This is a genomic window from Shewanella sp. W3-18-1, from assembly GCF_000015185.1.
Classification (GTDB): Bacteria; Pseudomonadota; Gammaproteobacteria; order Enterobacterales; family Shewanellaceae; genus Shewanella; species Shewanella putrefaciens.
In genome coordinates, this window is the sequence record NC_008750.1 from 2436040 (window position 1) to 2449598 (window position 13559).

The following is a 13559-nucleotide window of genomic DNA, read 5'->3' on the forward strand; positions in this document are numbered from 1 at the left end:
CGATTTCAACGCTCAGATTTACAAATGATTAAAAAGTTCAAACTGTTAGGGAATGTTAAAAATTGAGCTTGTAACAGCATTTGTAAACTCGGCCTCCAAATGATAAATATCATTGCGATAATGATCTTGCCCTTTATCATCAAGCCATGCCGTCCAATAAACCAGATGTACGGGTAATTTCTCTGACAGTGCAAACCATTGTGGATCCGTTACATTTGGGGCAAGCCTATCCCATAAGCCCTTATCTTTAACAAGATTACGTTTGAACCACTGTGCTAACTCATTGACTTTCTCAATACGAATACAGCCCGATGAAAGTGCCCTATTCTCCCTTTTAAATAGAGCTGGTTCAGAAGTACCATGTAAATAGACGCTAAAACTATTATCAAAATGAAACTTATATTTACCTAACGCATTTTTAGGGCCTGGACGCTGCACTAATTGGTAAGGGAAACGGGAAGAGGCAAGCTCCTGCCATTCTTCCGTCGTATGAAAAATTAATTGTCCACTATAATCATAAACATCAAATTCACGGTCTTGCAGGTAATAACCGTCTTTACGGATATGAGGTAAAATATCCCGTCGTAAAATACTGCTAGGCACACGCCAACTGGGATTAAGCACAATACTGGATATTTGACTATCCAGTATTGGGGTTTGCCGTGAAGACTTACCCACAATCACCTTAGAGGTCAACACCGTTTGTTCCTGTTCAACCAGTTTCATCTCAAAAGCTGGCACATTAATTAACAGATAACGGGGTGTTAATTTGCGACTAAATATTCTTTGTCTTAATTCATTTCTTGCGAGTAATACAGCCCGTTGTCTAGGTGATTGATTTAACCAATATAAGGTTTGCTTACCAATCACCCCGTCGGTTTGTAAACCATGGCGAAGTTGAAAACGCTTAATACCTAGCATCAACTCATCGGTATAGACTTGTTCAACATCAACTTCTTTTGGCATATCTCCTAATAACCAAAGGCGTTTGGCAATAGTGTTGACTATAGGATGAGTTTGACCGACGGTGAGTTTGTTTTCTAACATCAAGGTTTCCCAAGAAAATTGGGATTCAAGTTGTATAAGTTGGCTGATCTTTTTAAGCACTGCCTGATAATGGATGTCACTCATCGGATCCGCGTTTGTATTGTTTGTCATTACAGCATCACAACCCGATAAAGCTGAAATATGCTGCCAATAGGCCGTCACCTGCCCTTGCATGCGAACCATATCATCAGGTTGAAGCGGTTCTGTTTTAGCCTGTGATAATGCCTGATAATTTGTGTTAAATAAGGGATTTACACCCGCTAGATCGAATAAAAGAGTCTGTTCTAAGAGGAAGGGATATTGCTGAAAGGAATTATCATTAATACGGCTATCAAAGGGGGATGTCGCTCTAAGAGTATTGCTTACGAACATGCCTAAAAATAACAGGCTGCAAACGACAATCTTAAATAGCCGCCCGTGCTTGCTAAGCCAAGGTAACTTTGCATGCTCCATACACTTCTCCTTGTTCACACGACCTAAAGTGTCAAGCGCGTCCCCACCAATCATTAAACTATTTCACGTAAACACATTTTTTGCTAGTGCATATAAAATTTATATAAAAGTATATTTTTAATTTCAATATATTATGGAATATTGCTTGTTGATAAGAGGTTAAGTGATTTGAGACGCTGAAATCCTCAGATGCAAAAAAGCCCCGACTAATGTCGAGGCTTATCTACTATTCACTAAGAATAATGGTACCCGAGGCCAGACTTGAACTGGCACGCTGTTACCAGCGAGGGATTTTAAATCCCTTGTGTCTACCGATTCCACCACTCGGGCAAACTCTTCATATTAACAACGGGAATCGTGTCATTAATATTTTATATCTATGGAGGCGCGACCCGGAGTCGAACCGAGATCGACGGATTTGCAATCCGCAGCATAGCCATTCTGCCATCGCGCCATTACTCTAGCTAAAGACTAACTCAGCTTAAGCAAAATTAGACTTTTAGAATTTGGAGCGACATATCGGGTTCGAACCGATGACCTATACCTTGGCAAGGTATCGCTCTACCAACTGAGCTAATGTCGCCTTTTGTATCGCTGTTATATTTGCCTTCAACATTGATAAAGGTATCGTCTCTTAACCTTTATCAACTGAGCTAATATCGCCTTTTGTATCGCTGCTATATTTGCCTTCAACATTGATAAAGGTATCGTCTGTTAACCTTTATCAACTGAGCTAATGTCGCCTTTACTTGTAAAAGTACCAGCTCTAAGGAATGAATATAAAGACCTTTCCTTTGACTGCGGATTGGCATTCTACCGATTTAGACCTCAGAGTCAATCAACAATTTTGAAATACTGCGCTAAGCCGCATCGTTTGCCCAATATTCACCCATAAACAAATTAGAACCATAATAGGAGGTGTTAATTTTCAGGATTATTTTTAGATGAGCTCTATGTAAAACAAAGCCCGTTAATGTGCGATAAATCTAAAAAATCAATCAAGCAGAAATAGAAAAGCAAAAGCGCCCAATCTGGGCGCTTCACTTAATCTCTGCATATCAATGTCGTGGTATACAACAGATGGGCAGCGTATTGATCAGTTTAACAGCTGTTAGGCTGGTAGAGACAGCGTGGTTAAACCTAACATGGTCTGCATCACACCGACCACTTGGCAGCTATAGCCAAATTCGTTGTCATACCATACGTATAGAATGGCGCGTTTACCTTCCGCGATAGTCGCTTGGGAATCAACCACACCAGCATAACGTGAACCGACTAAATCACTCGATACAATCTCAGTTGAATCAGTGTAATCGATTTGATTTTGCAGTGGTGATTGTAGCGCTGTATCTTTCAAGTACTCGTTTAGTTCATCTTTATTGGTTTCGGCATTTAGGTTCATGCTGATAATCGCCATAGACACGTTAGGCGTTGGCACGCGAATCGCGTTACCCGTTAACTTGCCTGCTAACACTGGTAAAGCTTTGGCAACGGCTTTGGCTGCACCCGTTTCAGTGATCACCATGTTTAAAGGTGCACTGCGACCACGGCGATCTGCAGTGTGATAGTTATCAATCAAGTTTTGATCGTTGGTATAAGAATGAATTGTCTCAACGTGACCATTCTCGATACCATATTTATCATTCACAGCTTTCAGTACTGGCGTAATAGCATTGGTAGTACAACTCGCCGCAGAAACAATAATATCTTCTGGGGTAATGTCGCCTTCATTCACACCGTAAACGATATTCTTGATCGCACCTTTTGCAGGGGCTGTTAGCAATACTTTGCTGGCACCAGGGCTCTTAAGGTGCAAACCAAGACCCGCTTCATCCTTCCAAATACCAGTGTTATCAACAACTAGGGCATCATTAATGTCGTATTTAGTGTAATCCACTTCATCAGGTGAATTCGCATAAATGACTTGGATATAAGTGCCGTTAGCGATAATCGCATTGTTCTCTTCGTCAACTTCCACAGAACCATTAAAGGGACCATGGACTGAATCACGACGTAATAAACTCGCGCGTTTTTCTAGATCGCCTTTCTTGCCGCCACGTAAAACGATAGCGCGTAACCTTAACTTATTGCTGCGACCTGTGCGTTCAATCAGCAAGCGTGCCAATAAGCGACCGATACGGCCAAAACCATAAAGCACGACGTCACGCGGCGCGACATCATCGGCATGGTCGATAGCATCGGCCAATTCTTTTGCCATATAGCTTTCAATTTCGCTGACATCAGTATGGTCGCGCCAGTAATTGACAGCGAGCTTACCAATATCCACTTTACATTGTTTAACTGCGAGTTTGCTCAAAGCTTGAACGAAGGGGAAACTCTCGCGTAAACGTAATTTTTCACCGACATGACGACGAACTAAACGGTGCGCTTTAATGATTTCAATCGTAGAAGCATTGAGTAACGGCTTACCATAGACCACGACTTCAACGCCTTGGTTACGATACAACTTGCCCAACAAAGGCTGCATTGCCTCTGCCATTTCAAAACGTTCTTGCCAACTTTGTAGGTGTTTATCAGCGCTCATTTACAGATCCTTTATCTCACTTTTCAATAAAATGTACTGAAAGGTTTGAGTAACATGACGAAAAGACCAATAATCTAATGTGGGTTTTAGGTAAAACCCTGTTTTGGTCGGCGCCATTGTAATGAAAGTCGCGCTTTGTTGCCAGTAAGATATTTTCTATAAATATGTAATTTTATTAGAAAATCTGCCATTTGGAGGGTGTTTTGCGTCAAAATCTAGTAATAATTACATCATTTACGCTCGGGATGAGCATTTTAGGTCTTTTCGGTTGCGATAATGGCCGAAATATCGCAATAATTTGTAAAAATAATCCTGAAATTTGTGCCGACTTGCATAAAGACAGTTGGTGTTTAGCTGAAAAAACGCAACTGATAAGAGATCGTTATACTTTAAAAGACACAACTAACCCTACAGGTAAACAGCTATATCTACAACTTACCTATCTTGAAGATTACAGTCGTTGTATCGAACTTGCCGCAGGTGTGCAGCATATCATCCACACAAGTCGTACTGCAGATAGAGCAAGAGCCTTTAGGTTAAGCACAGATAATTTAACTCAACTTCAAGAACAAACGCGTGAACGGCAAGATCCTTTTATGTCCTACTACCAATGGACGCGTTTCGGTGATACCCAAGCACTAAACCGACTGCTAGAGCATGAAAATGCTGGCGAAGTGACTGACCCTTTTTTACTCGCGCAAATTGCCACCTATTACAGCAATCGAGATGCCATTAAATCGCAACAACTGTATCTTAAAGTGCTCTCAGAAATTCAATACGATGACTTTGATGTGAATTGGCTATTAGGCTTAGCATCCACTTTTCGTCACACACAGCAGTTTGATAAAACTTACATGTTAACTAAGGCTAATTTACTCCTCACACAACAAAAATATTCAGAGGATAAGATGCTCGCCTTGCTCAGTAACAACAAAACGCTGGCAGCAAAACTGGATAAATATGCTCAAACACTCATAGATGCATTAAAAAATGGCAACTACTCAACAAGCTCAGTGCGAAAATGGCTAGAACCAGCCCCCCAAATCTTGCCAGCAGAAACAATAACCACAGAGCCAGTACCCGAAAAGTAACGCTCTATCGGATTGGCAAAATGTTTGCCATCTTGTAATTTTTTACCCAAATTGGGGGGTTAAAATGGTGATTCCGCGAGCAATGTAAAAAAATCACCTAAATTGTTAACCAAATCTGCGGTAACATGCCGATTTAACTTGACGATAGCTGTCAGTTTGGTAATTTTACTACCAGTTGAATTTTATAATCACCAGAGGGATATGAGATGACTATCCGTGTAGCAATAAATGGCTATGGCCGTATCGGTAGAAACGTATTACGCGCCTTGTACGAAAGCGAAAAAGCTTATCCAATCAAGATTGTCGCTATTAATGATTTAGGCGACGCTTCCATCAACGCTCACCTGACAAAATACGATTCTGTTCACGGTCGTTTCACTGCGAAAGTTGACCATGATGCCGAAGCTATTTATGTGAATGGCGATAAGATCCTCACTTTCCAAGAACGTGATCCTGCAAAACTGCCATGGGCAGAGCTACAGGTTGACGTGGTTTTCGAATGTACCGGTATCTTCACTTCTAAAGAAACCGTTCAACCACATTTAACCGCTGGCGCGAAGAAAGTGATTATTTCTGCTCCAGGTAAAAATGTGGATGCCACCGTAGTTTACGGTGTGAACAACAACGTGTTGACCTCAGACATGACGGTGATTTCAAATGCTTCTTGTACGACTAACTGTCTAGCCCCTTTTGCTAAGCCGTTAAATGACGAGATTGGTATCGAATCAGGTTTGATGACCACCATTCACGCTTATACCAACGATCAGCGTTTATCTGACGTGTACCACACAGATTTACGTCGTGCCCGTGCTGCGGCACTGTCAATGATCCCAACTAAAACGGGCGCAGCTGCTGCTGTCGGTTTGGTTGTACCTGAATTACAAGGTAAATTCGACGGTTTAGCGGTTCGTGTACCTACAGTTAACGTATCACTCGTGGATTTATCTTTCATCGCTGCCCGTGATACGACAGTTGAAGAAGTGAATGCCATTATCGAACGTGCTGCCAGCGTTGCGCCATTGAGCGAAGTGTTAGCGGTAAATAAAGAGCCATTGGTGTCTATCGACTTTAACCACAATGCGTTTTCTTCAAACTTTGACGCCACTCAAACCCGTGTAAACGGTCGTTTAGTGAAAGTGATGTCTTGGTATGATAACGAGTGGGGATTCAGTAACCGTATGTTAGATAACGCGGTTGCCCTGATGAACGCCAAATAAGTCAGCGTAAAGCAGTCTAGTCTCTAGATACCGCGTTACCCAATTAAGCCTCGCATTAGCGGGGCTTTTTATTGCCTTGTATTTGAGAGTTTATAACTGAAAGAAAAAATCCCCGTCATACATAATGACGAGGATCCTATTTCACGCTAGGGGAAATCTTAAGCGTTGCCCTTCACTTTCATATTCAGTGTCTTGGCAAAATCCAGCATACGCGTCAGTGGGATAAGCGCTTTCACTCTTAAATCTTCATCCACAAAAATCTCATGGGTGGTTTTATCGCTGTCGGCGAGTGACGCTTCAATTGCCTGCAAACCGTTCATCGCCATCCAAGGACAGTGGGCACAGCTCTTACAGGTGGCACCATTCCCCCCTGTTGGCGCTTCAATTAAGGTTTTACCTGGCGCGGCTTGCTGCATTTTATAGAAAATGCCGCGATCGGTTGCCACAATAAAACGCTCATTTGGCATGGTCTGCGCTGCTTTAATCAGTTGACTGGTCGAGCCAACGGCATCGGCCATCGCCACCACACTGGCGGGAGACTCTGGATGCACTAAGATAGCCGCATCGGGGTAAACACTTTTCATATCACGCAGCGCGTTCGCTTTAAACTCGTCGTGAACGATACAATCGCCCTGCCACATCAACATTTCGGCGCCTGTCTGTTTGGCAATATAGCTGCCTAAATGACGATCGGGTCCCCAAATGATCTTTTTACCTTCGCTGTCTAAGTGCTCAACGATTTCAAGGGCAATACTTGAGGTCACCACCCAATCGGCGCGCGCTTTAACCGCAGCCGAGGTGTTGGCGTAAACCACCACAGTATGATCTGGGTGCGCATCACAAAAAGCGCTGAACTTATCGATTGGACAACCTAAATCCAATGAACAAGTCGCTTCAAGGGTCGGCATTAAAATGGTTTTTTCTGGGCTCAAAATCTTGGCGGTTTCGCCCATAAACTTGACCCCAGCAACGATTAAGGTTTTTGCGCTGTGATCGCGGCCAAAGCGCGCCATTTCTAAAGAGTCTGAAACGCAGCCGCCGGTTTCTTCGGCAAGGGCTTGGATTTCAGGATCGGTATAATAGTGGGCAACCAGAACGGCATCTTTTTCAATGAGCAGTTGCTTGATACGCGCCTTGTAATCGGCTTTTTGCGCATCGGACAAAGGCACTGGCTTAGGCGGAAACGGGTAATCAATGGTTTCTATTGTTGGAGCAAATGGGCTGGGGGCTAACTGACTCATAACACATCCATCAGGATAACTACGTTCGGGAATTATACGTAATCGGGATCAAAAGATTAACCCATTTGTGCAAAGCAAATAAAAAAGGACGCTTTTAGCGTCCTTTTAGTGTCAGTTATTCGTGCCAGCGGCTTAGCGCATTGCTAATAACATCTCTTGCGGCTGCTCAAGATATTGTTTCCACAGATTACAGAAGCGGGCAATCGTACCTCCATCGATCACTCTATGGTCGCCAGACCAGCTCACTTGCATGATTTGGCGGGCTTCGACTTCCCCTTTCGCGTTAAAGCGCGGTAAGGTTTGCAACTTACCTAAGGCCACAATCGCCACCTCAGGTTTGTTGATAATGGGCGTCGCCACTGTGCCACCTAAGGCGCCAATGTTAGAGATAGAAATCGTGCCATCCTTCAGATCCGCTGGCGCCACGCGGCCACTGCGGGCAGCTTGGGTCAGACGGGTGATTTCTGCCGCAATTTCTAAAATACTCTTGTCCTGCACATCTTTGATGTTTGGCACTAATAGACCGACTTTAGAATCTACCGCCATGCCGATATTGTGCCGCACCTTATAGGTCAGCTCAGTACAATCGGCATTCACTTGGCTATTCATCACAGGGAATTGACTTATAGCCAGCGACATCGACTTCATAAAGAAAGGCATCATGGTCAGCTTTACTTCGTCAGTGGAATACTTAGCCTTCATGCTTTCACGCAGCGCGACTAAGTCTGTTAAATCAAACTCTTCGCAATAGGTAAAGTGCGGAATGCTTGATACCGATTCCACCATCATACGTGCCATCACCGCTTTTACACCGCGAATAGGCTCAACCGTATCGGCGCGTTGAGTCGCAGCAGATATCGAAACTTGAGCCAGAGATGTTTGAGCTTGGGTCGCACTTGGGGCCGCAGAAATAACACTATTAGCACCCTGTTGTTGGAAGCGAGTGATATCTTCCTTATACACACGGCCGTGCTTTCCTGTGCCAGGTACTTGGCTCAAATCGATATCTAAGGAACGCGCCATGCGACGAACCGCAGGGCTGGCTAAGGCTTTACCTTGGCGAGCAGGTTCTGCACTCACAGCCTGTGCTACATGTGCTGCATTGGCCACAGTATCTGTATTTGTTGTCGCCGCAGGTGCAGAAGCAGTCTGTTCAACTTCAATGGCAAATAAAGGCGTATGCACTTTGGCAAGCTGACCTTTGCGATAATGCAGTTTGGCAATTTTACCCGCTTTAATAGCAGGAATTTGCACCAGCGCTTTATCTGTCATCACGTCGGCAATCGGTTGATCTTCCTCAACCCAATCACCTTCGCTCACTAGCCATTCAACTAGCTCACATTCAACAATGCCTTCGCCGATATCAGGTAGTAAGAATTCTTCAATGCTGACAGATGAACTGGATGACGTATTGGCACTTACTGCCACCACTGGCTCAGTCACTTTTGCAGTCGTCGCAGCAGGTTCAGCCGCAACAGATTCTTCGCCCGCGATTTCAACGGCACCTTCAATTTGTACGGCATAAAGCGGCGCATGCACTTTCGCAATATCGCCCTTCGCGTAATACAACTTAGTGACCACGCCCGCAAAAGGTGCAGGGATTTGCACTAAGGCTTTGTCTGTCATGACATCGGCAATCGGCTGATCTTCAACTACAGTGTCGCCTTCTTTGACCAGCCACTCAACCAACTCACATTCCACCACACCTTCGCCAATGTCCGGCAAAATAAAATCTTTAATCATACCGGACTCCTAGAAGGTCACTGATGCTTTGATGGCTTCAAAGGTTTTGAGCGCATCTGGTATATATTCTTTTTCATGAATGAGTGGGTACGGGGTATCTAAACCACAAACGCGGCTGATGGGCGACTCTAGATACAAGAAGCATTCTTGCTGAATCGTCGCCGCAATTTCACCGGCAAAACCACCGGTTAATGGCGCTTCATGGTTAACCAATAAACGTCCGGTCTTTTTGACTGAATTTGCAACGGTATCGATATCCCAGGGTGACAAGGTGCGTAAATCGATAACTTCACAGGAGATCCCTTCTTTAGCGGCCATATCTGCGGCTTTTTCAAGGATTTCCATTTGCGCGCCCCACGCCACTAAGGTGATGTCTTTACCTTCGCGAACCACTTCAGCCTTACCCAGTTCAATTTCATAATCGCCCGCGGGCACTTCGCCAACCGATGCACGATATAAACGCTTAGGCTCAAAGAAGATCACCGGATTTTTGTCACGGATTGACGCCAACAGCAGGCCTTTGGCTTGCTCAGGGTTGCGTGGCACAACGACTTTTAACCCCGGTGTCTGGGTAAAATAGGCTTCAGGTGATTGCGAGTGATAATGTCCGCCAGCAATACCGCCGCCATAGGGCGTACGGAACACTAATCCACCGACATCGAACTCATTACCGCTACGGTAACGGAACTTAGCCGACTCGTTGACGATTTGATCAAACGCCGGAAAGATATAATCGGCGAATTGAATTTCAGCCACTGCTGTCATGCCATTTGAGGCTAAACCATTGGCAAAACCGGCAATACCTTGCTCTGTCAACGGCGTATTAAAGCAGCGAGCGCGACCGAATTTTTCTTGAAGACCGGAGGTGGCGCGAAATACCCCGCCAAAGTGGCCCACATCTTCACCAAAAACCACCATGCGTTCATCGGCTTGCATGGCAATCGACAAGGCCTCATTGACGGCCTGTAACATATTCATTTCAGCCACGGCTTATAGTCTCCCTGCACTTTTTGGATAGGCTTGCGGATATTTCTTGATATGTTCTTTAAGATCGGCAAGTTGCTTTTTCAGCACTGGCGTCGGCTTGTCGTACACATCTTCAATAATTTCATCCAGCATAGGCACAGGAATTTTTTCAGCCACTTTTACTGCAGCCAATACTTCTTCACGATATTTCTCATGCAATTTCACATCATCCGCTTCAGCCAACCAACCTTTGTTGATAAGCCATAATTTGAAGCGTTTAACCGGATCGTGTTGCTGCCACTTGGCTTCTTCATCTTTCGAGCGATAACCAGAGGGATCGTCTGAAGAAGAGTGCGCGCCGAGACGGTAAGTCATGGCTTCAATCAGCACAGGCGCATTATGCTCAATCGCATAGGCGCGGGCTTGCTGAGTTGCGGCTAACACGGCCAACATGTCATTACCATCAACACGAATGGTGTGCATGCCATAACCCACACCGCGGCTAGCAATACCGTTACCGGCAAACTGCTCTTCGGTGGGCGTTGAAATGGCGTAGCCATTGTTACGACAGAAGAAAATCACTGGGCATTTCAATACCGCGGCCATGTTTAGGCCAGCATGAAAATCCCCTTCCGATGCAGCGCCTTCGCCAAAATAACAAACCGCGACTTTGCGCTTACCTTGCATTTTTAAGCTGTAGCCCACACCAGTCGCCTGCGGGATTTGCGTGGCTAACGGTGAAGAAATCGTTTGATAATGCAATGCCGCACTACCGTAATGGATTGGCATTTGTCGACCTTTACCAAGATCTTTCTCGTTACTGAACATCTGATTCATAAACTGTTCAGTGGTAAAGCCGCGATAACGCAGCGCCGCATGCTCACGATATTGTGCGAGGATCACATCTTCTTGATCGAGTGCGGCCACACTGCCGACAATCGCCGCTTCTTCACCCGTACAGGTCATGTAGAAGCTGATGCGTCCTTGACGCTGGGCGCCAAGCATACGTTCATCGAGCACCCGAGTGAATACACAGGTATCGTAAATTTTAGTGGCTAAGGTTTCATCTATCACAGGCAAAACCGCGGTTTCATAAGTGGTGCCGTCGGCTTGTAGAATTCGAAGGATAGGAATGTGTAGCGATGCCTTATCCAAGAAGCCGACACGGTGCACTGTATCAGTGTTGAGTGTTGCTTTGCTCATATTGTGCTCTTGTTATCTCATTACGCATCAAAGCGTTTTGATGCGTCTGTTTATACGAATATGCCCGACGAACATTACGTTAACGTAAACTACCTATCAACCATTGGCATAGCTCAAACCACAAGTTATCCCTGCCACGCATGTATATATTGCTTTACAAGCCTAACGCACGTCCGCATTCACCGCAGGGATCAGGCAAATCACAGTGCGATTGCCAATAGGCACTTTGGCATTAGGGAACACGACAGACTCAAACTCGTGCTCCACTTTAATTTCTTTCCCACCTTCCCGCGCTAAAACAAAGCCCTTCGGGAAAGATCTGAAGTTTTCGACATCCGTTGCGAAGGTAAATTCAAAATCATCGAAATGTTTATTGATGACGCGGCACACTTGGTACAAGTTAACCTTATCGGCATCAAATGCATCCAGCTCCAACGGCTTAGCGGTGATCAAGCGCATGAACATTTCATGGGTGGCGATAAAACGCGTCATGTCGTTTTGCCCCATGGGATACACTTTGCCAAGCTCAATGGTAAAGGCATCGGCGCCGTAGCGTTCAGAGGAAAAATAGCTGAAGGTCGTGGTCGGTTCGTGGTGGAAAAGTACTGTATCGACGCCGCTTGCGGCTAAAAACATAATTTGCTCGCCGCTAAAGGCGCGCCCTGGACGATAGGGATAAATAGCGAACTTTTCATGCTTCGAGGCGCGCATCGCCGTGTGCAGATCATAATGGATGCGCTGACGTCCATCGGCAACCGTAGTATAAAAACGATCGACATAGGCTTCGAGTTTTTTCGCGCGTACTCGCTCAGGGTTCACTAACCCTGGTGGATTGGAATGCTCACCACTAAACAGACGATTCATGTTTTCGTCAATAATCCGCGTGCCGTTATTAATCGCTAATGGGTTACCAATGAGAAATAAAGTGCGCTGCTTTGCGATGATCTTTTGCTGTAAAAGTTGTTTAATTAAGCTATTGCAGAGTTCAATGGGCGCGGTCTCGTTACCGTGAACACCGCAAGAAAGCACAATATCTTTTCCTTCATTCTGTATTGGTTCGAAAACAATAACACCGGTATCCCACACTTCCACTTGAGTATGATCGCCTAAGTTAAATGAAAATTCGCCATCGAACTGTTCAGGATGGGCTAAGGTGAGCGCTAAAAAATCCTTTGAATCTAACAGAGCTTGTAACACAGAATTCTCCTTATAATGGTGTGTTAAAAGTAAGCGCTAAGCGCTAAATAAACCTACAACACCTAAGCACTTAATACTCACCTTCAAAAGCGCTTCAATACTAACACAAGTTTTTCACCTATATCTCTGACATTCTTGTTGAACTACGCAGTTTTGGGGTAAAAATTTTGATTTCTCTTGAGAGAAATTAAGCATCGCACACCACAACAATTGCATAAAATTTTACAGCCATACTTGCTTTTAATCCTCTGTTTAATCACAATCCTTAGCCATCTAGACTTCTATTGGATTTAATTATGGCGTTAGCAACCTTTGGTGCCGGCTGTTTCTGGGGCGTAGAGTATTTTTTTAGACAAGTGAATGGCGTACTAAATGCCACCTGTGGATATATGGGTGGCAATAATGCCGCCACTACTTATGAAGAAGTGAAAAAAGGTAAAACAGGCCATGCCGAAGTGGTGCAAGTGGAATTTGACCCAGCCCTTGTCAGTTATGAAGACTTGCTCGATGTATTTTGGAAAAACCACAATCCAACGAGTCTGAACATGCAAGGCGGAGATATTGGTACTCAGTACCGCAGCACCATTTTCTTCCACGACCGTGAACAAAAGGCCGCGGCAGAAGCCTCAAAGTTGGCTTTTGCCCGCTCGGGCCGTTGGGGATTACGCCATATAGTGACTGAGATAGTGCCACTGCAACAGTTCCATGTGGCTGAGGAATGCCATCAAAATTATATTGATAAGAACAACTTACCAAGTTGTCATATCGAATATTAATACGAGTTAGCCTTAAATCGGGCCAAATAAAAAACGCACTCACGGATTAACATGAGTGCGTTTTTTATCTCTGAAAAGCT

At 44.7% G+C, this 13559-nt stretch carries 10 protein-coding genes and 3 tRNA genes; 3 read left to right on the forward strand and 10 right to left on the reverse strand.

Translation table 11 applies throughout. The annotated features are described in order from the left end of the window. Positions 1-45: 45 nt before the first annotated feature. The 5 genes from SPUTW3181_RS10970 to SPUTW3181_RS10990 form a co-directional block, all read right to left on the reverse strand. Entirely contained in the window at positions 46-1500 is a 1455-nt protein-coding gene (locus SPUTW3181_RS10970) for a L,D-transpeptidase family protein (protein WP_011789415.1), read from the reverse strand. A gap of 243 nt (positions 1501-1743) precedes the next feature. Beyond that, positions 1744-1830 (reverse strand) — tRNA-Leu (locus tag SPUTW3181_RS10975). 50 nt (positions 1831-1880) lie between these two features. Next, positions 1881-1954 (reverse strand) — tRNA-Cys (locus SPUTW3181_RS10980). 53 nt (positions 1955-2007) lie between these two features. Next, a tRNA-Gly gene (locus SPUTW3181_RS10985) sits at positions 2008-2083 on the reverse strand. 528 nt (positions 2084-2611) lie between these two features. After that, entirely contained in the window at positions 2612-4045 is a 1434-nt protein-coding gene (locus SPUTW3181_RS10990; protein WP_011789416.1) for a glyceraldehyde-3-phosphate dehydrogenase, read from the reverse strand. 203 nt (positions 4046-4248) lie between these two features. On the opposite strand from SPUTW3181_RS10990, the gene SPUTW3181_RS10995 reads away from it, so the two are divergent. Both SPUTW3181_RS10995 and gap read left to right on the forward strand, forming a co-directional pair. Beyond that, on the forward strand, positions 4249-5136 hold the full coding sequence (locus SPUTW3181_RS10995) for a DUF2989 domain-containing protein (protein ID WP_041408185.1): 888 nt from the start codon (positions 4249-4251) through the stop codon (positions 5134-5136). A gap of 206 nt (positions 5137-5342) precedes the next feature. Further along, entirely contained in the window at positions 5343-6353 is a 1011-nt protein-coding gene (gap, locus tag SPUTW3181_RS11000; protein ID WP_011789418.1) for a type I glyceraldehyde-3-phosphate dehydrogenase, read from the forward strand. A gap of 158 nt (positions 6354-6511) precedes the next feature. Here gap and nadA read toward each other — a convergent pair whose 3' ends face one another. The 5 genes from nadA to astE all read right to left on the reverse strand — a co-directional run bounded on the left by nadA (position 6512) and on the right by astE (position 12703). After that, positions 6512-7594 (reverse strand): quinolinate synthase NadA, encoded by a 1083-nt coding sequence (gene nadA / locus SPUTW3181_RS11005; RefSeq protein ID WP_011789419.1) that lies wholly within the window; start codon positions 7592-7594, stop codon positions 6512-6514. A gap of 132 nt (positions 7595-7726) precedes the next feature. Next, positions 7727-9337, reverse strand: a complete 1611-nt coding sequence (locus SPUTW3181_RS11010; protein WP_011789420.1) for a dihydrolipoyllysine-residue acetyltransferase — start codon at positions 9335-9337, stop codon at positions 7727-7729. A gap of 9 nt (positions 9338-9346) precedes the next feature. Then, the gene (locus SPUTW3181_RS11015) at positions 9347-10324 is read right to left on the reverse strand and encodes an alpha-ketoacid dehydrogenase subunit beta (protein WP_011789421.1); all 978 of its coding nucleotides are present in this window, start codon (positions 10322-10324) and stop codon (positions 9347-9349) included. Positions 10325-10327: 3 nt separating this feature from the next. Further along, complete coding sequence (locus SPUTW3181_RS11020) at positions 10328-11506, reverse strand: thiamine pyrophosphate-dependent dehydrogenase E1 component subunit alpha (protein ID WP_006081586.1); 1179 nt, start codon at positions 11504-11506, stop codon at positions 10328-10330. Positions 11507-11668: 162 nt separating this feature from the next. Then, positions 11669-12703, reverse strand: coding sequence for a succinylglutamate desuccinylase (gene astE, locus SPUTW3181_RS11025; RefSeq protein ID WP_011789422.1), 1035 nt, complete (start codon positions 12701-12703; stop codon positions 11669-11671). Between the two features lie 296 nt (positions 12704-12999). On the opposite strand from astE, the gene msrA reads away from it, so the two are divergent. Then, positions 13000-13479 carry a peptide-methionine (S)-S-oxide reductase MsrA gene (gene msrA / locus SPUTW3181_RS11030; RefSeq protein ID WP_011789423.1) on the forward strand — a complete coding sequence of 160 codons (480 nt, stop codon included), beginning with the start codon at positions 13000-13002 and terminating at the stop codon, positions 13477-13479. The last annotated feature ends 80 nt before the right edge of the window (positions 13480-13559 follow it).